This is a genomic window from Phycisphaerae bacterium (assembly GCA_018003015.1).
GTDB lineage: Bacteria > Planctomycetota > Phycisphaerae > UBA1845 > PWPN01 > JAGNEZ01.
In genome coordinates this window covers 1-20,015 of record JAGNEZ010000047.1, presented here as the reverse complement: position 1 = coordinate 20,015, position 20,015 = coordinate 1, and the positions used below count along the sequence as shown (strand labels likewise).

Genomic DNA, 20,015 nt, shown 5'->3' with positions numbered 1-20,015 from the left:
TCCGGAGTCTCGGTGCTCCCGGCCGGATGACGTAGGCATCGGCGTTTCGGTCAGCGTTTCTTCAGGGTGACGGCGATTCCACGGTTCTGTTCGTGGAGGAAGATGGTCTCGAGATCGGGGTTGGTGGTGACCTGTCTGACGTACTCCTCAAGGGCCTTTTTGCAGTCGGTCGTATTGTGGGCGAGGATGAGTCCGCCCGGGCGCACCAGAGGCAGCGTCTTGTTCAGGTAGTCGACGTAGCCGTCTTTCTCGGCATCGATGAACACGAGGTCGAGCGGTCCTCTCAGCTCGGTGATCTTCTTGTGGGCATCGCCTTCGACGGCGGTGATGATGGAATCGAGGCCGGCGCGAACGAAGTTCTTGCGGGCCAGTTCGACTTTCCTGGGGTCGATCTCGAAGGTGGTCAGTCTCCCGCCGGTGGTTCGCAGGGCCAGGCCCAACCAGATGGCAGAGTAGCCATTGGACGTACCGATTTCGACCACATTCTTTGCGCCCATGCTTTCGGCCAGAAGTCTGAGTAGGCGGCCGTCCTCCGGGGGTGCGTTGAGCATGCCGTCACGTTCGTGTTCCCAGATTTGTTCCAGGACGGCCAGGGTCTTCTTCTCGGCTTCGCGCCCGCCGGGTGAACCGGAGGTGGCGGCCGCCCAGCTGAGGGCTGCGGTGGCCAAGGCGGCCAGGCAGATCAAGCCTATGGTCTGTCTCGCAATGGTCATGCTCGTTTCTCCTTTTTGGGACAGGCAAGTACACCGAACTCGGGCACTTGCGTTTTGTGTGGTTGTGCAGTATCGTCCAAACCCGGGTTGGGGGCCAGGTTTGCTGTTTTCCTGCAACCTGATCGAGTGTGGTTGGACTTCCTTCGGGCCGCTACCCGAGGGACATCGCGTATTTCATCGTATATGGAGAAAGTGTATGTCAGGTAAAAGTCTAATGGGGAGGACGGAGTGGCTGCTTGCAGGGGCGGCAGTCGTTCTGGCCTTCGCAGGGGTACCGGTCATGGCCGGCGAGGCCGACATCCAGTTGCCGGACCTCAACACGATCCAGTTTGACGCCTTTGGGGGGCTTCAGGGGATGACCCTCCTGAAGCTTGGTCTGGTGGTGTGTGTGATTGGTTTGATCTTCGCCTTGATCCAGTACTTCCAGATCAGGGGTCTGCCTGCACACTCCTGCATGGTGAATGTCTCCGAGACCATCTGGGAGACCTGCAAGACCTACCTGATTCAGCAGGGCAAATTCCTGGTGATCCTCTGGGTCGTGATTTTCATCTGCATGTACTACTACTTCATCAAGCTCCAGGCCAAGCCGGCGGCCGAGTTCCTCTGGATCATCAGTTGCTCGATTCTGGGTATCCTTGGCTCGTATGGTGTGGCCTGGTTTGGCATCCGCATCAACACCAAGGCCAACTCCCGTTCGGCGTTTGCGTCGCTGAGGGGCACGCCGCTGGAAGCGCTGCTCATCCCGATGAAGTCGGGCATGAGTGTGGGCCTCTTGCTGGTCAGCGTTGAGTTGTTTTTCATGATCCTCATCCTGGGCTTCCTTCCGAAGGAGGTCGTCGGGCCGTGCTTCATTGGTTTCGCCATTGGCGAGTCGCTGGGTGCGTCCGCTCTCCGTGTGGCCGGCGGTATCTTCACCAAGATTGCGGACATCGGCTCCGACCTGATGAAGATCGTATTTCACCTGCCGGAGGACGATCCGAAAAACCCGGGCGTGGTCGCGGACTGCACGGGGGACAATGCGGGCGACAGCGTCGGGCCGACGGCCGACGGTTTCGAGACCTACGGCGTCACCGGCGTGGCCTTGATTGCCTTCCTGGCTCTGGCGATCTTCGGTCCGGTGGCCACGGACATGGGCAGCGCGGATCCTGCGATTGCGGCTCATGCTGCCAGGCAGGCGATGCTGTGCGGTCAGCTGGTCATTTGGATTTTCGCCATGCGTATCCTGATGATTATCACCTCGCTGGTCTCCTACTTCGTGAACGACGCTTACACCAAGTCGGCGTTTGCCGGCAAGATTGAATTTGATCCGGAGAAGCCTCTGACTCACCTGGTCTGGATCACCTCGATCATCTCGATCGCGGCGACCTACCTGGCCAGCTTCATTCTCTTGCCGCCAAGCTCGTCGTTCGGCTCGTTGTGGTGGATTCTGGCCACGATCATCAGCTGTGGCACGATCGCGGGGGCGTTGATTCCCGAGTTCACGAAGGTTTTCACGAGCACGCACTCGCGGCATGTCAAGGAGGTCGTGACCTCGTCACGGCAGGGTGGGGCTTCGCTGAACATCCTATCCGGTTTTGTGGCCGGCAACTTCTCGGCATACTGGCAGGGCATCCTGATGCTGGCTCTGATGGCCATTGCCGCGATCCTTTCGCAGCAGGCTGCGGTGCAAGACCTGATGCCGAAGGAGTTCCCTTTCGCGGCTCCGATCTTTGCCTTCGGCCTGGTGGCGTTCGGTTTCCTGGGCATGGGCCCGGTGACGATTGCGGTGGACTGTTTTGGTCCGGTGTCGGACAACGCCCAGTCGGTCTATGAACTGAGCCGGATCGAGGCCCAGCCGGACATCAAGAACGACATCAAGAAGACTTTCGGGTTTGAGCCGGACTTCGAGAACGCCAAGCACTTCCTGGAGAAGAATGACGGGGCGGGCAACACCTTCAAGGCGACTGCCAAGCCGGTGCTGATCGGCACGGCGGTCGTCGGTGCCACGACGATGATCTTCGGCATCATCATGCTTCTGGAAGACATGTACAAGAAGACGCCGGGTGGCGTGTTCAAGCCGGTAGTGGAAGCGTTGAGCCTGGTGCAGCCGGAGATCGTTCTCGGGTTGCTGGCCGGCGGCGCGATCATTTACTGGTTCACGGGTGCGTCCTGCCAGGCGGTGGTCACCGGCGCCTACCGGGCGGTGGTCTACATCAAGGAGAACATCAAGCTCGACGCAGCGACCGCCTCGATCAAGGACAGCAAGGAGGTCGTGCGGATCTGCACGCTCTACGCTCAGAAGGGCATGTCCAACATCTTCGTCGTGCTGTTCTGCATGTCGCTCGGTCTGCCGTTCATCAATCAGTACCTGTTCATCGGTTACCTGGTCAGCATCGCGTTTTTCGGGTTATACCAGGCCCTGTTCATGGCCAACGCCGGCGGCGCGTGGGACAACGCCAAGAAGATCGTGGAAGTGGACCTGCGAATGAAGAACACCCCGCTGCACGAGGCGTCGGTGGTGGGTGATACGGTGGGTGATCCGTTCAAGGACACGTCGTCGGTCTCGCTGAACCCGGTGATCAAGTTCACCACGCTATTCGGTGTGCTGGCGGTCGAAATCGCCGTGACGATGAAGAAGGCCGCGCCGGAATCGATGGCCTCGTACTACATCGGCGGCGTGCTGGTGTTGATCGCGATGATCTTCGTGGCCCGGTCGTTCTACGGGATGCGGATTCCCGAGGACAAGGCTGACGTCAGGTAAGGTGACTTGAGACACCGATCGAGCCTCTCGGTCGGCTGGAACAACGAAAGCCGCTGGGTTGGTCGTCCGGCCCGGCGGCTTTCGATTTCCTGTTGGCCCGGGCATGCAGGTGGGTCGCCCGGCCCGGCCGAACGTATTCCCCTCGCGGGAATGTGGGTTGTGGCGCATCAAGAGAGCCGGGCCGCAGAGACGGCACGGCTCTGGATGAGTTTCTGAACGACGCCGGTCGGCGAACAGTCAGCGCTTCGGACCGGGGCCCATCCCGGGTCGAAACTCGCGTTTGGCAGACTTGCGCATGCGGCGGCGGCGACGTTCGCTGGGCTTCTCGTAGTAGCTGGTCCGCTTGATTTCCTTGGTCAGGCCTTCCTTCTCGCACATCTTCTTGAAGCGGCGAAGCATCTGATCCAGCGATTCGTTGCCCCGAGCCTTCACCTTGATCATGCCAACGAGCGTCCTTTCGCAGAACAAGTCTTGTCCAGACCTTACGGCGATCCGTGGACTGAGGAGGTTAGTATATCGGCCAGCGGGCGGGATGTAAACACCCCGCTGGCCCCCGCTGTCCGCTGCCCCCCGGCGATGCATCATCCGGGACGTCGAATCGCAACCTCATGGCTGCCTGTGACTTGCATCACTCGGCAGTCTTGCGCAGGGCGGCGTCGTGCTCACGTTGCTGGTCGGACTGCGGGCTGGCCGGTTCTCGGGGCGGTTTGGGGATGGGAAACGCCGGTGCCGGCTCATCGCTGCCTAGCCGCCCGTAGCGGCGAAGCTGGGGCCAGGTCACGGCCACGGTGATCACGACGAGGATGGTCCCGATTCCGCCGGCGACCACGGAAATGGTCGGGGTGAAGAGGGCCGCGACGAAGCCGGACTCGGCGCCGCCCAATTCGTTGGAGGCGCCGATGAACATGGAATTGACTGCGGAGACGCGGCCGCGCATCGAGTCGGGGGTGAGCAACTGGATGAGGGTGTGACGCACGACGACGCTGATGGTGTCCAGTGCTCCGGTCAGGGCGAGCATGGTCATGGAGAGCCAGAACCATCGGGACAAGCCGAACGCGATGGTGGCCACGCCGAAGCCGGCCACGGCCCAGAGCATGGCTCGTCCGGCCTTTCGCATCGGTGGTCGGTGTGCCAGGAGGAACGCCATCGCCAGGGCTCCCAGTGCCGGCGAGGCCCGCAGCCAGCCAAAGCCGTCGGGGCCGACGTGCAGAATATCCTTGGCGTAGATTGGAAGCAGGGTGGTGGCTCCGCCCAGGAGCACGGCGAACATGTCCAGGGTCATTGCGCCGAGCACCACGGGGCTGTTCCACAGGAAGCCCACTCCGGCGAAGAGTGAGCGCAAGGTGACCGGTTCGTTGGGTGGTGGTGTCGGCCGATAGCAGAGGAGGCTCAGGAGGACGACGAAGACGAGGTCGGCGAGGGCGACGAGCATGTAGACCATGGCTGCCTTACCCAAGAGGTAGATGAGCCATCCGCCCAGCGCCGGGCCGGCAATGGAGGCGACCTGGAAGCCGCCGCTGTTCCAGGTTACGGCGTTGCTGAATCGTTCCCGGGGGACGATCTGAGGCATGAGGGCGGCCTTGGCGGGGGTGGTGAAGGCTCGGGCGGCACCGACGAGGATGAGCAGGGCGTATACAAGGAGGATGGGTCCGCGGGACAAGGAGACGGCGGCCAGGCCGAGTGAACCGGCGGCCATGACCGTGAGTCCGACGGCGGCCACCAGTCGCCGGTTGAAGCGGTCCGCTGCCTGGCCGGCAATCAGGGTGAAGGCAACGACGGGGAGGAATTCAGCCAGTCCGACGGCTCCGAGTGCCCACGGCTGGCCGGTCCGGTCGTAGATTTCCCATCCGACGGCCGCGTTCTGCATCTGCATGCCCAGGTTGGCAAGCACATTTCCGGACAGGAACAAGCGGAAATCGCGACCACGAAGGGCGGTGTAGGGATCGTGGCCGCCGGTAGCGTCTTCCTGGTGCATAGGGCAGCGAGCATCGGTGAAAGCCGGGGACTCGTCAATGGCGAGCGGCGGTCAGAATTCAGCCATTGGCCCTCCGCTGGACCGGTTTGGCCCTGAGGTTCTGCAGGAGGAATTGCCTGCTCAGTCGGTGGAGCGAACTGCCTGCAGCTCGACCGGGCCGATCAGCCCTGACGGCCGGAGTTGCTTGGGATCATACCGATTGATCAGCGAGTTGGTAACCTCGACGGTGAGCTCGTTCCGGCCGTCGTTCAGTGCCTGGGTGACGTCCCATCGGTAGGGGGCCCAGAACCGTGGCGGCAGAGCCTGGCCGTTGAGGCGAGCCGCGGCGAAATCGCCGACGGCACCCAGATGGAGACGATAGGCCAGCACATCCACTTTTCTCAGGTTGAAGGAGGTCCGGTAGAGCACGGTTCCGGCGAGTCCGGTCGTGTCAGGGTTCTGGAGCCAGTTGCCGAGCGTGCCGTCGAAGGGTGTGCCCTTGGTGTCGGAGAGTTGCCAGGGGCCGGGGAGCTGGATTGTGGTTGGCGGCTGGGCGGCGGGGCGCGGCGTGGTGGGGGCCTCCGTGCGCGGCTGTCCCCGGTCGATGCACAGGACGAGGCTGGATCTTCGCTCGAGCTGCAGGGCGATGGTCATGGTGGTGTGGTCTGCCTTGTGGACGGTTGCCAGGCGGAACGTGCTCTCCCACGCGTCGAACCACTCGGCCTTTCCCCGGATCGGCACGGTCAAGTCGGTTTCGATGGGCCGGTCGCCCTCGTTGACCAGTAGGTAGAAGTCGAGATCGTGTTTGCGGAGGTGGGTGCAGCGCAGATCCGGTGCGGCCGGATCGGCGGTGAGGTCGCGGGGGGCGTCGTGCACGAGTTTCGGTCCCACCCCGCCGGTGCAGGAGCTGACGCTCAGGCCTGCCTGTTTGAGCTCGTCGATTCTGCCTTGTATGGGCTTCGCCAGGGGCTGGTCCTGATCTACGATGAGCAGGGTGTAGCGCATCGGTCCGACGGCGAGACTGCGGTGGTCGATGGTGGCCTGTTCGGTCAGACGCCGTTCTTCAAGGTAGTTGAAGTCGATCTGGTTCTGGTAGAGGTGCTCGGCGGCGCGCCAGGGCAGCTCGTTGTTCCTGCAGAGGACAGCGACGTGGCAGACCTGGCGGCTGTCGGCCAGAAGCCCGCAGAGTCGCGACGTGTAGTCGGCAAAGAGCCGGTAGTGCGGCCACCAGGCGTTGTTCGGGCCGACGTCCGGCGGGCGTTCGTTGAAGCGGTCGCCGCGGATGGAGTAATAGAAGGCATGTGGGTAGAGGGTGTTCACGCCGCGGACCATGAGCCAGTCGGCCAGCCATTTCATTTCCTCCATGGTGAGCTGCCAGCCGAATGCGCCGTAGACCTCGTTGGCGTTGAGTCGCCGGCCGTCGTGGCGGGCGACGCTGCTGGTGCATTTGGCGATGGCGCTGTTGGTGCCCTGGAGAGCGAGGTTCTTTTCGGGAAGGAGACCGCGCCAGACGATGTCCTGGCCGGGGATCTGGAAGTAGCGGAGGGGATCGATCTCGGTTGGCCCGGCGGGGTGGCCGGTGAGGGCGATTTTGTGGCCGTCGCACCACTCGGAGAGTTGGCGGTAGTAGCTATCGTTGAGTTTTCTCGCAAGGGTCTGACGAAAGCCGGCTCGGACGGTGGCGGTCTTCGGGCCGATGTCGAGGAACAGGGCGGGCAGCAGGGGCAGCAGGGAGTCGCCGTGCTGTCTCTGGTAGTCGCGCTCGATGCCGTCGGTCCAGGGCTGTAGGCCGGGTGTCGATCGGCGGCCGAGCATGTTGGGTTCATCGGTGAACATGGCGATCACGGTCTTGCCGAAATGCTCCTCGAGGACTCGGTCATAGGGCTCGTAGGCGAAGCGGATGAAGGCCCGCATGGCGGCGGGATCGAGCAGGTTGGCGGCTGGCGGAGCGGTTGGAGCGGAGTCTTCTTCGTCTTCGTGGACTCCGCGGATGCGCCCCTTGGAGGGCACGCAGGCGAAAGTCATGACGCGCCACGGACCTTCGGGGACCTTGATCGAGGTGGCGGCCGGGTCGACAAGTTGCAGGCTGGTCGGTTCCACGGTTTTGGCCTTCGAATCGGGCGTTGGCTTGGCGATGAGCGTCGCGACGAGGGTGCCGTTCCTGGGGGCCGGACGGGGCAGATCGGTTGGCCCGGTGACGTCCTGCATGGTCATCGTCAGGCCCTTGGCCGCGAAGGCTGGGTTTGAGCGAACGACTTCGCCATGGGCGGAGCCTGAGGGGTACATGCCTTCGTCGTAGAGGCACACACGCATGTTGGTGCGTTTGGCCTCCTCGACGGCGGCGCGGACGAGTTGAAGCCAGCGTTCGCCCATGTAGGGGATATCCTTGGACAGTCCCATGCGGGCGTGGATGATGAAGCCGTAGACGCCGTGCTCGCGGAAATCGGCCATTTGTCGCTTGATTTCCTTCTCGTCCAGCTGGTCGTTCCAGAACCAGAAGGGCATCTGGCTGAACTCCGGGCGCGGCGTCGCCAGCTCGTGGTGCCAGTCGTCGGCGCGAACGGCATGTCGGCTGGCAGTGAGGAGGACGAGTGAGGCGAGCAGCATGTTTCGCATCATGGTGGAGCAGGTCAAGGCAAAGCCTCCCCGTGGCAAGTGTCAGCGAACAGGACTCGGACACCAGTATGGCGTATATGGTCGTGGTGTCCAGTTACTCTGAGGCTTCCGCCGGTGCGGAGGTGGCGGGTTGGCTGTGGGTGATCGTTCGCAGGTCGGGTAGCGGGGGCAGGCCATGCTCCGCCCGGACACTGTTCTGTGTCTTCAGGTCGGCCAGGAAGTCGGCTACCGGCGTCGTCTTCGTGGTGCCATCTGTCATGCCGCAGATTAGGTGGGATGGCGGGGGCTGGCCGGCGTTGGCGACCGGATCGACGATTTGCACCACGACCCACAGCCGATTGTCGGAAATGGGTAGATTCACGCCTGTGCAGGTAAAGACAAAGTCGCCCAACCGGTGGGCGACAGTTCCCATGGGCAGGTCGGCGACCGCTCTCTTGGCGAGTTGGATTCGCTCGTTGGGTCTGGCGAAGTTGAAGTAGTCGAGGTTGGTACCGGCCAGGGGGATGTTGCCGAGGGTGGTTGCGGAGTCGCAGTTGATGAAATCCGAAACCAGGAGATCGCCCTGAGTGACGAGGAGGATGGCGTGATCGGGTCTGCGGCCGTTATGTCGCCCCATGTAACGGATGACGGCCTGAGTCACCTTACTCGTGTCGGCCTGAGTGAGAGGCGTGACGGTTGGCAGTGGCAAGGAGGTGCCCGTTTTGGCCAGTGCGATCAAGGCGGCGGCAGAACCGGCGAACAACAGGGCGCAGCCTACCAGCGGTCCGAGCACGGCGAACACAGCTCGTCCGCCGTGTACGCGTTGGCCTTCCTTCACCGCGAGTATGGCGCTCACGATCCACCAGATCCAGCCCACGTAGTAGCCCAGGCAAGGGATGGCGCTGATGAGGTTGGCGCCGGAACTGTAGTAGATGGCCTGCTGGGTTCGCAGGAGCGGACCGGCGGTCTGGCCGGTGAGTCGCAGCAGGAGGTGGGTAGTCACTGCCCATACCGCCGTTGCCACGAGGCATACGACTCCAATGACCGCGAATTCGACGGCCACGATGACAGGGACGAAGATGGGAACGGCGGAGCGTGGAGTGGCCAGGGTCATGACGAGCATGACTGCGGCGATGGGCAGCACCGCGATGATCATCGGGGGCAAGGTATTGAGGAACGCGAAGCCAAATGCCTCCCACCCTGAACTCTCGACGGGCACGCCCTTCATCATCTGGGCAGGGCTGAGCATGGCGCTGCGTGCGGTGGCCAACCAGGCGCGGAGCCAACCGCGTTCCTTGCGGTCCAGCCACGGCAGGCGGAAGACCTCGGTCTGTGTTTCGCTCGTGCCGGGCGCCGGGCTGAGGATCATCTCGTCCATGGTGACCGGTCGGCCGCAGGTCACGCAGTTGAATGCGATGGGCTCGAGATGGCCTTTGGGGCCGGTGCCGTAATAGGGTTGCCGGCAGTGGGGGCAGGAGAACTCAACGCTGTTGGGGACAAACTCGTAGTTGCTGGGCCGGAAGTCGGCACCGCATTCCGGGCATCGACGGGTAGGAAGCTGCCAGAGTCGGTATCCGCACCTCTTGCACTTCATGGCGTGAACCTGTCCAACAGGGTGTCCCTGGCAGGGCTGATGATCGTGGTCAGACCCATGTGGCCGTCTCGGCCTTGATTTTCTGCCGCGAGAACCAGATGAGTACGAAAACCGGCAGGGCGCAAGCCCAGAGGATGCCGAACAGCATTCCCAGGCCGATCAATGCCTGAGGGGCGGCCATGGGGAATGATCCCTGGGGCCCTCCGCCGGACGCCAGCTGCTGGTAGAGTTCCTTCTGCATGTGGTAGCTGATTGTCGTCCCGATGAGGGAGAAGAAGATGTACAAACAGGCCCAGATCCGGAGGACTGGGATGGTCCATCGCCGGCGTTTCATGAGATGGATCGCGCTGACCAGCAAGACAATCTGGAGGATGAAGCTGACCGCGCCGGCCACCAAGGTGTACGCCCGCCACTTGCCCATCTCGGTGATGACCGGCAGGTTGGCCTTCACCACTTGCCCGGAAGACGGCATGCTGACTTGCATGGCTGACATTCCGAGCCAGGACACCAGGCCGCAAACGCCTCCCACGATTCCGAAGATGGCGAAGACGACAGCGATGATGCCGATCACCTTGGGCCAGTTTGACTCCTGCGTTCTTGTCGCGTAGGGCATCGCTGCGCAGACTGGGGGGGTGGTGGAATATGGAGGCAGGGGCGGAGGCGGGGGAGGCGTTACGGGATCACGATTCGTGTCGCTCATGGTCGCACCTCCGGCAGCGAATGATCCGATACGTTAGGTGGCACTTCGTGGAGGTGAATCCGAGGGCTCGGACGCACCGCCATATCCGGTGATTCTAACCGCGGGTGGTCACTTGTCGATAGGGCGGGCTGCTGCCGGGCGTTCATGCATGGGGTTTGCCGGCGCCGGTGGGGCGGGTTTTGACGGAGACGACCAGCCGCCGGAGGGTGGCGAGGTTGACGCGGTCCAGGTCGCGGCCGCGGGAATCCTGTCCTTTGGGTGTTTCCAGGATCATAGGGCGGCCCAGGAATCGGGGGTCGTTCAGCAGGTGTCGGAATGCACTGCGGCCCAGGTGCCCGCGGCCGATGTGTTCGTGGCGATCTTTGTGGCAGCCAATCGGGCTCAGCGAATCGTTGAGGTGGAACGCGACGATTCGACCAAGGCCGATATGGTGGGTGAGATCGGCCATCGTTGCCGCGTAGCCTTGCGCGGAGCTGAGGTCGTATCCTGCAGCGAAGATGTGACAGGTGTCCACGCAGACGCGAATTCGGTCGGGCTCCCGGGTTTGTTCAATTATGGCCGCCAGCTGGTTGAGCCGGCTGCCCAGGCACGAGCCCTGCCCGGCGGTGGTTTCCAGGGTGGTCTTGACGGTGAAACCCCTGGTGCGGGCGTGGATGGCATTGAGGGCCTGGGCGACTCGGGCAATGCCCCGGTCGACTCCCTGGCCGAGGTGGGCCCCGGGGTGGATGACCAGGGCGGTGATACCGAGTCGTTCACATCGTTCGAGTTCGTCGGTGAAAGCGTTGATGCTGCGTTGCCAGAGTTGGTCGTAGGGGCTGGCGAGGTTGATCAGGTAGGTGCTGTGGGCGATCACCGGCCGGATGTCCGATTCCGCCAGGGCTCTCTGCCAGGCTTGGACCTGATCTTGAGTCAGCGGTGGCGCGTGCCACTGCCGCTGGTTCTTGACGAAGATCTGAATGCAGTTGCAGCCGGTCTTGCGGCCGAGTACGAGCGCCTGGTGCAGCCCGCCGGCGATCGACATGTGGGCGCCGAAGCGTTGCTGGCCATCGGGCAGGAGTCGTTTGCTGGCCAAGGCTTGCGTTCCCCGATCGGCTGGCGTCAAGCGGCCTGGTCGGCGGCATGAAGGCCATGGTTCGCGGGCCGGTCGATTTCCCACGGGTGGAACGTCGCGATGATCCGGTTGCGCGCTGCCATCCGGACTTCATTATCCGCGTGGTTGACGGGGACTGCAACCTGCTCCTCGTGGTCAAGCGCCGGGTGGTGTTCGGGCGGCGAGTCTGCTATCCTTGCTTCATCATGGCAGCCAAACCGGACGAGACGTACTGGGTGGGATTCGACCTGGGGGCCACGAAGATGCTGGCCACGGTCTTTGACTCCGAGTTCCAGATGCTGGGGCGCAACCGGAAGAAGACCAAAGGGCAGGAGGGAACGGATGCCGTTTTCAGGCGGATGGTGCAGGTCATTCAGACCATGCTCGACGAAGCCCACATTGCCCGCGATCGCCTGGGGGGGATCGGTATCGGTTGCCCGGGCCCGCTGGATCTGGATCAGGGGATCATTCTCGACACACCCAACCTTGGCTGGAAGGACGTGCCCATCAAGGCGATGCTGGAGAAGGAGTTCGGTTGTCCGGCGGTGATTCTGAACGACGTGGATGCCGGAATCTACGGTGAGTACCGTTTTGGGGCGGGACGATCGGGGCGCTGTGTGATTGGGGTTTTCCCGGGCACTGGCATTGGTGGCGGGTGTGTGTACGAAGGCAAGATTCTGCGCGGCAAGACGGGCTCGTGCATGGAGATCGGCCACGTACCGCTGTTTCCCGACGGAAGCCTGTGCGGTTGCGGGCAGCGAGGTTGCCTGGAGGCTCACGCGAGTCGGCTGGCCATCGCCGGCGCTGCCGCCCAAGCGGTATGCCGAGGCGAGGCCCCGCACCTCCAGGCCAAGGCCGGCGCAGACCTGGCCGAGATTCGCAGCGCGACGCTGGCCGAGGCGATCAAGGAAGGTGATCAGGCGATTGAGGAGATTGTCCGGCAGGCGGCCCGGTCGATCGGCGTTGTCCTGGCGGGCGTAGTGAACCTGCTGGCTCCGGACACGGTTATCCTCGGCGGCGGTCTGGTGGAGGCCATGCCGGAGTTGTTCGTGGATGGCGTGGGTCGCGCTGCCCGAAAGCGTGTTCTGCCGGCCTTTGCCAAATCGTTCAAGGTGGTTCCGGCCCAACTCGGTGACGATGCTGCGGCCATGGGCGCTGCCGCCTGGGCTCGGGAATCGGTCGTCAAGTGATGGTGGCCGCTGTCATGAAGTCGAATGTGCCTGACAAAGCGACCGCGACGGTTCCGGGCGAGAAGGTCGCCGGGACGACGCCGGTGGCGGTTATCGACATTGGGGCGGGTTCTGTGCGTATGGCTGTCGCGGAGATCGGTCCGGCGGGAGGGATCCGGATCCTCGAGTCGGTGTCGCGGGAAGTGGATCTGGGGAAGGACACGTTCACTCGCGGGCATTTGCGCAAGAGCACCATTGAGGATTGCGTGGCGGTGTTGCGCAGCTACCAGCGTCTGCTCAAGGAATACGGGGTTAGTGAGGAGAACCGGATCCGTGTCGTTGCGACGAGCGCCGTTCGCGAGGCGGCGAATTCACTGGCGTTCGTGGACCGCATTGCCATCGCGACCGGGCTTCAGGTTGAGCCGCTGGATGAAGCGGAGGTGAACCGGATCACCTACCTGGGGATCCAGCCGCTCCTGAAGGCGGAGCCGGAGCTGGCCGGGGCCCGGGCCATGGTGATCGAGGTTGGCGGCGGCAGCACCGAGCTGCTCGTTGTCCAGGGCGACAACGTGGCGTTCTCCCGCACCTACCGGCTGGGAGCGATCCGGCTCCGGGAGATGCTGAACACGTATCGTGCTCCGACGGTGAAGACCCGGCAGATCATGGTGAGCCAGATCCGCATCACGGTAGAGGAGGTCATTCAGCACGTGTCGCGGAGCGTGGCGATCGAGATGATTGCTCTTGGTGGTGATGTTCGTTTTGCGGCTTCGCGGCTGCTGGATCGCTGGGACCCGGACGGCATCAATCGCTTATCTCTGGCCGCGCTGGAGAGCCTCACCGACGACCTTCTTGACCTGACGCCGGGGCGAATCGTTCAGGAGTATCATCTGACGTTTCCGGAGGCCGAGACACTGGCTCCGGCCTTGCTGACCTACGTGGAGATGGCCCGGGCTTTTGATCTCCGGGAGGTCCTGGTCGCCCCGGTCAACCTGCGCGACGGGTTGCTGCACCAGATGGCCACGCGAGGCGTATGGACCGAGGAGTTCAACAACCAGATCATCCGCTCGGCGATAGATCTGGCGCGCAAGTATCAGGTCAATGAGGCTCACGCCCGTCACGTGGGCGAGCTGTGCCGGCGGCTGTTTTACGCCCTGCAGGGCGAGCACCAGCTCGATCCGCGTTACGAGCTGCTTCTCTATCTCGCGGCCCTGTTGCACGAGATTGGGGCTTTTGTCAACCCGGCCAGCCATCACAAGCACTCGATGTACGTGATCATGAACAGTGATCTGTTCGGACTGAGCAAGATGGACGTGCGGCTGGTTGCCCTGGTTGCCCGGTATGCGCGGCGGGCCTCGCCCAAACCGACGCACGAGGGGTATGCGACGTTGGATCGTACCCGTCGGATCGTGGTTGCGAAGATGGCGGCTCTGCTGCGGGTTGCCGACGCCCTGGACTGCTCGCGGAGTCAGCGAGTCACGGAGTTGAGGTGCAGCCGGGAGGATGGCCGGCTGGTGATTGCGATTCCCAACACCGAGGATCTTTCCCTCGAGCAATTGGCCCTCGACCAGAAAGGGCCGATGTTCGAGGAGACCTACGGCATGCAGGTACTGCTGCGTCGAGCGAGATCATGAAACCGCGGACCTACATCAACCGGGAGTTGAGCTGGCTGGAGTTCAATGAGCGGGTGCTTGACGAGGCCCGAGACCGGGCCATCCCTCTGCTGGAGCGGATCAAGTTTCTGGCCATCACCGCATCCAACCTCGACGAGTTCTTCATGGTGCGGGTCGGAGGGTTGCAGCAACTCGTACGTCAAGGCAGCCAGAAGACGGATCCGGCGGGGATGAGCCCCGAGGAGCAGCTCGAGGCGGTCAGCCGGCGTGCCCGCCGCATGGTTGAGGGGCAATACAGCTGCTATCTCGACGACATTGAACCGGCCCTGGCCCAGGGGGGGGTGATGCGAAGGCGGCCGGGCGAACTCTCCGACCGGCAGCTGAAGGCCGTGGAGCAGGTTTTCGAGAGTGAGGTTTTCTCCGTTCTGACGCCGATGGCCGTGGGCGGGGATCGGGAGTTTCCGCTGCTGACCGATCGCATGCTGACGCTCTGCGTTCGGGTGGATCCGGGGGCGGGCGAGCGTGAGGCCCGCTACGCCGTGATTCCGTTCGGCCGGGCCCTTCAGCGGCACGTCACCCTGCCGGCCATTGGGCGGTATGAGTACATTCTGCTGGAGGACGTCTGCACTCTTTTCATTCAGCGCTTCTTTCCCGGCGAGCACGTGCTGGAAGTTGTGCCGTTCCGAATCAACCGCAACGCGGACCTGAGTGTGCGAGAGGATCTGGCGTTCGATCTTCTGGAGGAAATGGAGGAGATTCTCGATCAGCGCAAACAAAGCGACTGTGTTCGACTGGAAATCTCGCAGCAGGCCAGCCTTGGGGTGCTGGAGTTTCTGCAGCGGTCGCTGGACGTGTCGTCGCGGGACGTCTATGCGGTCGCAGGGCCGCCGGATCTGGCAGCCTACATGCGGCTGACCGAGCTGCAGGGTTTCGAGGATCTCAAATACGAGCCTTGGCCGGCGCATCCCTCGCCGGACGTCGACCTGAAGTTCAGCATCTTCGACATTCTGAGCCGGCGCGATGTCCTGCTCTATCATCCGTTTGACAGTTTTGACCCGGTCGTGTGGCTGGTCGAGGAGGCGGCCGATGATCCCGACGTGCTCGCCATCAAGCAGATCCTGTATCGCACCAGCCGCAAGAGCCCGATCGTCGCAGCCCTGGCCCGGGCCGCCGAGCGGGGCAAGCATGTGACCGCTCTGGTCGAATTGAAGGCTCGGTTTGACGAGGCCCGGAACATCGAGTGGGCTCGCGAGCTGGAGCAGGCCGGGGTGCAGGTCATCTACGGCGTCAAGGGACTCAAGACTCATGCCAAGGTCTGCATCGTCATTCGTCGCGAGCCGCACGGAGTTCAGCGTTACGTCCACTTCGGCACCGGCAACTACAACGAGATCACCGCCCGCCAATACACCGACGCCTCCTTCATGACCACCCATGAGGAGCTGGTCTCGGATGCCACCAGCTTCTTCAATACCATTACCGGCTACTCACAGCCCCAGAAGTTCCGCAAGATCGAGATGGCGCCGCTGGGGTTGCGGGAGAGACTGATCGAGCTGATCGAGGTGGAGACGGAGCGGAAGCGCCAGGGTGGCCGGGCCCGGATCATGGCCAAGATGAACTCGCTGGTTGACCCTGCGTTGATTGAAGTGCTGTATGCCGCGTCGAGGGCGGGGGTCAAGATCCGACTGAATGTCCGGGGGATCTGCTGCCTGCGGCCGGGTGTTCCCGGATTGAGCGAGAACATCAGCGTGATCAGCATTGTGGATCGTTATCTGGAGCACAGCCGGCTGTTTTACTTCTACAACGGGGGTGACGAGCTGGTGTTCATCTCGAGCGCGGATTGGATGCCGCGGAACCTGGACCGCAGGGTCGAACTCCTGGTGCCGATCGAGGATCCGGCCTGCAAGGCGCGGCTGGTGGACATCATGGAGACATGTTTCAAAGACACGGTCAAGGGTCGGCATCTGGCGTCCGACGGCAGCTATCAACTGCCGCGTCACAAGGGTGGCCGGGCGGTCCGCTGCCAGGAGAGTCTTTTCAGGGAAGTGCGGAAGATCGCCCGGCAGGCGGAGCAGCACCGGCAGACGACGTTTGAGCCGTATCGGCCCGGGGGCGAAGGCATCTGACCCGGCGGCCGACGGAGGGGGAAGATGGACGACTGTTCAGGACGAGCCGCTGACCGCGGCGACGGGAGGCTTGGATGAAGACACTGTTGCTGCTTCGGCATGCGAAGTCAAGCTGGGACGACGAGGAGCTGCCGGATCACGATCGTCCCCTGAACAAGCGGGGGAAACGCGAGGCGCCGATGGCTGGCCAGTATCTGCTGGAGTGCGGGCTGGTCCCGGATTTCGTGTTGAGTTCGTCGGCCAAACGGGCTCGCAAGACGACCGCCCGGGTGACGGAAGCCTGCGGCTATACGGGTGAGGTTGACGTTCTGAGCGAACTCTATGATGCCGCTCCGGAGGACTGCATTTCGTGCTTGCAGAAGTTGGCCGACGAACGTCAACGGGTGCTGCTGGTGGGTCACAATCCGTGCCTGGAGGATCTGGTGGATTTGTTGAGCAACGGCCGCTCGCGCATGGCTACTTGCGCCGTGGCTCGCATCGATCTGGACATTCGATCTTGGGGTGACCTGTCGGTGGAGACCAGGGGCACGCTCGTTTCGCTGTGGCGCCCGCAGCGCATTGACCGGCCCCCGTGGGCGGCGAGCAGCGACTCCGCCTGACGGTGAATTCGCGGATTCCGCTGCCGCGGTCAGTCGGGCGTTGTCTACGGCTTCACGCAATTCGGGTCGATCGGGTCGGGGCCGGTCAGGCAGCGCTGAAAGACGGCGAAGTCGCTCATGTCGACGTCGTTGTCGCTGTCGGTGTCGAACCGGCCGCAGTCCGGGGCTGCGGTCGAGGGGTAAGGGATCTCCGGTCCGGCGAGGCACTGCTGGAAGGTGTTCATGTCGCTCGCGTTGACCAGGGTGTTGCCGTCCACGTCGAAGCCGAACACCACAATGCCGTCGGATGCTCCGATCTCGCTGGCCAGGCCGACATCGTTGGTGGCTCGAACCTGGACACGATAACTTCGGCCCGGAAGCAGGGTAAGGTCGGTTGCGGTCACCTGGGTCTGGGTGCCGACGTCGGTCCAATCGCGGACCGTCGGTCCGGCCAGCTGAACAATGCGGTATTCGCTCCTGGCGATGGCGGACTCCGCGTCGGCGGTGGTCCAGGTGACGCTCAGGACCGAGGTTGAAAGCGTGCAAGCTCCCTCGTCGGTGACCACGGGGGTGCTCGGCGGGGTCACGTCGAAGGGGCTCTTGAAGACGAATTTGGCGGCGTCCGCGCTGACGTATCTGGTATCCGCGGTGTTGTTGCCCAGCTCGACGTAGCCGGAAGTCCCTGCCAGGAAGAGCAGGTCCTGGCCGATCAGGAACCAGCCGCTTTGGTTCGGAGAGCTCGAGTTCTGATTCTGGACGCTGGTGAGTGTTCCGGCCTGGTGATGAACCTGGTAGGGCGCCGAGTTCGAGCGGTTGCTTCCGATCTGGTAGTAGACATACACGTCGTAGTAGCCTTTGAGGGCCAGGTTGGGCGTCCAGGTACACTTGCGGGTGGCGGCCCATTCATCGGTGTTTCCCACGCCCGAGGTATACAAGTAGTTGACTCCGATGCGCGGCACGGCCGCGGCGACGCCTACCGTCCAGTTTCCGGAGGGCGAGGTATTGGCCCAGCCGGAATCGGTATTGTCGATCAAGTATTCCGTGGGCATTTCGGGCGTGGCGAAGGTAAGATCGGCCGACTGTCTTGACCCGTAGTCATTGGTCGAGACGACCTGGTAATGATAGGCGGTTAAGGGCGTCAAGCCGGTCAACGTCACGAAGTGGCTGGTGAGCCTGGTCGGGTCCAGCAAGGATTGGCTCCCATAGTCGCCGGTCAGCCCGTAGCGGACCTGGCTGGTGCTCGCGGCGTTGGTGGTCCAAGTGATCACCGCCTCGGTCGCGGCCACACTGGCGGCTTTGATGTCCGAGATCTCTGGTGGACCGTCGGTAGCCAGGGTGAAGTCCGCGGACGTCGAAGGGCCATAGTCGTTGGCTGACATGACCCTGAAATGATAGCGGGTGTTGGGCTCCAGAGCCGCCAGGGTGACAGCATGGCGGGTGACTCTGGTTGCATCGAGCGGCGTCTGAGCGCCATAGCTGGTCGTCGTGCCGTACTCGACTTGGGAAGTTCCCGGCGTGTCCGTCGTCCAGGTGATCGACGCCGTGTGGTCGGTGAGAGCGGTCACATTGACTTCGCTGATCACCGGTGGAATGTTCCCCCCGAGTGAGAAGTCCTGTTCGTACATGTTGCCGGTCACCGCGCCCAGGGCCACGCTTACGGTTGCGGTCAGATCGGGGTATCCTGCCTTGCTCGCGGTGAGCTGATACGTTCCCGGGGTGAGGTCGATGAAGGCGTAGAAGCCGGTGCCGTCGGTGGCCATGCTCCGGCTTTCGGGGCCGGCAATGCCGACTGTTGCCCCGTCCGCCCAGGCGCCGCTGGAGACGAGGGTGACGGTTCCCATGAGGTGGGCTTTGGTGGGGCTGGACTTCCACGGCATGTCGGGAATGGCGGCCTTGACCGGTGTCACGTCACTGAGCAGTCGCGGAGCGAAGTCAGTCCAGGGGCCGTAGGAGGAGCCCAGTGTGAAAGGGGCTCGATACGAGTAGCCGCAGAAGCCGTGAGCGTGATTGCCTGCCGGCGACGCATTCCGCGTCATCTGCAGTTCGTAGATCGCGTTGTCCAGCGAGTTCATGTAGATTCCCGGCCCGACGACCATGTGCCGGTCGCCCTTGCGGTCCTTCTCGAAGTTCATCCAGCGAGTGTAGTCGGCGGCCAGCGAGCCCCCCCAGTTGTAGTAGGTCATCGGGACGGCCATATCCACAATGCCCTCCTGGATCCAGCTGTCCCAGTCCGAGTAGACGTCGTAGTACGGCCGGGTGGCCCTGAAGCCTTCCCGTGTGGATGTGGTGGGCGAAGGGTTCCAGGTGACGAACGCGCCTGACAGTCTGACTTGCGGCTTGGATTGCTGGATATGGGCGTAGACCCTGCGAACCACGGCCGTGACCTGGTCTCGGCGCCATTGCTTGAATCGTTCATCGGTGGACGCCGGCTGCCCGGTGAGTCCGTAGCGGGCGTTGTAGCGGGCGATACTGGTCGGGTTGTACCCCTGGCTGTTGCCGGTGAAGCGGATGTAATCGAAGTGTACGCCGTCAACGTTGAAGTTGTTGACCATATCCATGCAGACGTCGGTGGTGTACTTCAGGACCAGGGGGTGTCCAGGGTCGAAAGCCTTGTCATCGGTCTCCGCCCCGTTCTGGTCGCGTGTCGGCCAGTAGTTATCGAGCGTAATCAGGCTGCCCGTCGGGGTGGAGCAATGGGCCTGGTAGACCACGCCGGCCGATCCGGATTTGCCGGTCGCGAAGGTGACCAGCCAGCAGTGGACCTCGATACGCTGCTTGCCGCCGGTGGTATCATGGGCAGCGTCGATCATGGCCTGCAGGGCGTTGAAATTCCAGGGGGACAGGTCGGACATGTAGGGCTCGCCGACCGCCGAGGGATAGCACACGTCCGCGCGACGCCGGACCTGGACGATGACCGCATTGCAGTTGGCCTCGCGGATGCGCCCGACGTTGGCCGGATCGCCGACCTTGCCAAGCAAGGTTTCGACCTCGGACTGGCTGCGGAAGCCGGGTCCCCAGGCATCGACCCAGAACGCCCGATATTCGTCAGCCGGAGCCGGTGGCGACTGCAGGCCGACGGCCAATGCAGCGAGAGCGAACCCGACGTGCAGTCCGGTCGTGCTTCCAAGGCGGTACGCCATCTTCTAAGC

At 63.1% G+C, this 20,015-nt stretch carries 13 protein-coding genes; 5 read left to right on the top strand and 8 right to left on the bottom strand.

All coding sequences use genetic code 11. The annotated features are described in order from the left end of the window. Nucleotides 1–50: 50 nt before the first annotated feature. Nucleotides 51–713: an O-methyltransferase gene (locus KA354_17900; GenBank protein MBP7936517.1), complete on the bottom strand. Its 663-nt coding sequence runs from the start codon at nucleotides 711–713 to the stop codon at nucleotides 51–53. 214 nt (nucleotides 714–927) lie between these two features. Between KA354_17900 and KA354_17895 the strand changes: the two genes are divergently transcribed. After that, nucleotides 928–3,453: a sodium-translocating pyrophosphatase gene (locus KA354_17895; protein ID MBP7936516.1), complete on the top strand. Its 2,526-nt coding sequence runs from the start codon at nucleotides 928–930 to the stop codon at nucleotides 3,451–3,453. 237 nt (nucleotides 3,454–3,690) lie between these two features. Here KA354_17895 and rpsU read toward each other — a convergent pair whose 3' ends face one another. The 6 genes from rpsU to KA354_17865 all read right to left on the bottom strand — a co-directional run bounded on the left by rpsU (nucleotide 3,691) and on the right by KA354_17865 (nucleotide 11,317). Beyond that, nucleotides 3,691–3,894 (bottom strand): 30S ribosomal protein S21, encoded by a 204-nt coding sequence (rpsU, locus tag KA354_17890; GenBank protein MBP7936515.1) that lies wholly within the window; start codon nucleotides 3,892–3,894, stop codon nucleotides 3,691–3,693. A gap of 187 nt (nucleotides 3,895–4,081) precedes the next feature. After that, on the bottom strand, nucleotides 4,082–5,428 hold the full coding sequence (locus KA354_17885) for an MFS transporter (protein ID MBP7936514.1): 1,347 nt from the start codon (nucleotides 5,426–5,428) through the stop codon (nucleotides 4,082–4,084). 120 nt (nucleotides 5,429–5,548) lie between these two features. Then, nucleotides 5,549–8,041, bottom strand: a complete 2,493-nt coding sequence (locus tag KA354_17880; GenBank protein MBP7936513.1) for a hypothetical protein — start codon at nucleotides 8,039–8,041, stop codon at nucleotides 5,549–5,551. 76 nt (nucleotides 8,042–8,117) lie between these two features. Next, complete coding sequence (locus KA354_17875) at nucleotides 8,118–9,596, bottom strand: hypothetical protein (protein ID MBP7936512.1); 1,479 nt, start codon at nucleotides 9,594–9,596, stop codon at nucleotides 8,118–8,120. A gap of 49 nt (nucleotides 9,597–9,645) precedes the next feature. Further along, nucleotides 9,646–10,296, bottom strand: a complete 651-nt coding sequence (locus tag KA354_17870; GenBank protein ID MBP7936511.1) for a hypothetical protein — start codon at nucleotides 10,294–10,296, stop codon at nucleotides 9,646–9,648. A 142-nt stretch (nucleotides 10,297–10,438) separates the two neighbouring features. Then, complete coding sequence (locus KA354_17865; GenBank protein ID MBP7936510.1) at nucleotides 10,439–11,317, bottom strand: deoxyribonuclease IV; 879 nt, start codon at nucleotides 11,315–11,317, stop codon at nucleotides 10,439–10,441. A 275-nt stretch (nucleotides 11,318–11,592) separates the two neighbouring features. Between KA354_17865 and KA354_17860 the strand changes: the two genes are divergently transcribed. The 4 genes from KA354_17860 to KA354_17845 all read left to right on the top strand — a co-directional run bounded on the left by KA354_17860 (nucleotide 11,593) and on the right by KA354_17845 (nucleotide 16,887). Further along, entirely contained in the window at nucleotides 11,593–12,576 is a 984-nt protein-coding gene (locus KA354_17860; protein ID MBP7936509.1) for an ROK family protein, read from the top strand. A 14-nt stretch (nucleotides 12,577–12,590) separates the two neighbouring features. After that, nucleotides 12,591–14,186, top strand: coding sequence for an HD domain-containing protein (locus KA354_17855; protein MBP7936508.1), 1,596 nt, complete (start codon nucleotides 12,591–12,593; stop codon nucleotides 14,184–14,186). Beyond that, complete coding sequence (gene ppk1 / locus KA354_17850; protein MBP7936507.1) at nucleotides 14,183–16,288, top strand: polyphosphate kinase 1; 2,106 nt, start codon at nucleotides 14,183–14,185, stop codon at nucleotides 16,286–16,288. Before KA354_17855 ends, ppk1 begins: the two co-directional genes overlap by 4 nt. A gap of 74 nt (nucleotides 16,289–16,362) precedes the next feature. Then, nucleotides 16,363–16,887 (top strand): histidine phosphatase family protein, encoded by a 525-nt coding sequence (locus KA354_17845; GenBank protein MBP7936506.1) that lies wholly within the window; start codon nucleotides 16,363–16,365, stop codon nucleotides 16,885–16,887. 44 nt (nucleotides 16,888–16,931) lie between these two features. On the opposite strand, the gene KA354_17840 is transcribed toward KA354_17845, so the two are convergent. Beyond that, the gene (locus KA354_17840) at nucleotides 16,932–20,006 is read right to left on the bottom strand and encodes a family 10 glycosylhydrolase (protein ID MBP7936505.1); all 3,075 of its coding nucleotides are present in this window, start codon (nucleotides 20,004–20,006) and stop codon (nucleotides 16,932–16,934) included. Between the last annotated feature and the right edge of the window lie 9 nt (nucleotides 20,007–20,015).